Genomic DNA, 701 nt, shown 5'->3' on the forward strand with positions numbered 1-701 from the left:
AAGCTTATTGAAGTCATCAATCTTTGTACAACTTCCGTCAACATTGAAGAAGCGGAAATTATCGTTTCCGGTGGACGTGGCATGTGTGATATGGCAAACTTTAAATTGCTTGAAGAACTGGCTGAGGCTGTGGGCGGTGCTGTAGGTGCTTCACGTGCAGCCGTTGATGCCGGCTGGATGCCTGCGCTTCATCAAGTAGGACAGACAGGCAAGACAGTTGCTCCAAAAATTTATTTTGCTTTCGGTATTTCCGGTGCCATTCAGCATTTAGCAGGTATGAGTACATCGGACATCATTATCGCTGTAAACAAAGATCCCGATGCAAATATCTTCAAATTTGCTAATTATGGAATTGTAGCTGACGCGCTGCAAGTGATTCCGATGCTGACAGAAGAATTCAAAAAATTAAAAGCGCAATAAGCTGATTATGACATAAGTTACTGCAGAAATTCTACTTAAATTTCTGCAGTAGCTACAGTCATTTGCACAGGTAGTTTCAAGTCCAATAGCATTCTAATATGAACAGGAGGATTTTCAATGGAAATCAAACGCGTATTAGTGATTGGCGCTGGCCAAATGGGCAGTGGTATTGCACAGGTTATGGCACAGCATGGGTTAGATGTTGTTTTGCGTGATATAAAAGATGAATTTGTACAAAAAGGGTTAAAAGGGATTGATAAGAATCTTAGTAAGTTAGTTGA

General features: G+C 40.8%; 2 protein-coding genes. Both read left to right on the forward strand.

All coding sequences use genetic code 11. The annotated features are described in order from the left end of the window. Positions 1-420: electron transfer flavoprotein subunit alpha/FixB family protein (locus Ga0466249_RS25835; RefSeq protein WP_215832373.1), on the forward strand; the 420-nt coding region annotated here is incomplete at its 5' end. 117 nt (positions 421-537) lie between these two features. Then, positions 538-701, forward strand: a 164-nt coding sequence (locus Ga0466249_RS27415; RefSeq protein ID WP_281422713.1) for a 3-hydroxyacyl-CoA dehydrogenase NAD-binding domain-containing protein, incomplete at its 3' end; no start/stop codon positions are given.

Origin of the sequence: Pelorhabdus rhamnosifermentans, assembly GCF_018835585.1 — a bacterium.
In the GTDB taxonomy this organism is placed as follows: domain Bacteria; phylum Bacillota; class Negativicutes; order UMGS1260; family UMGS1260; genus Pelorhabdus; species Pelorhabdus rhamnosifermentans.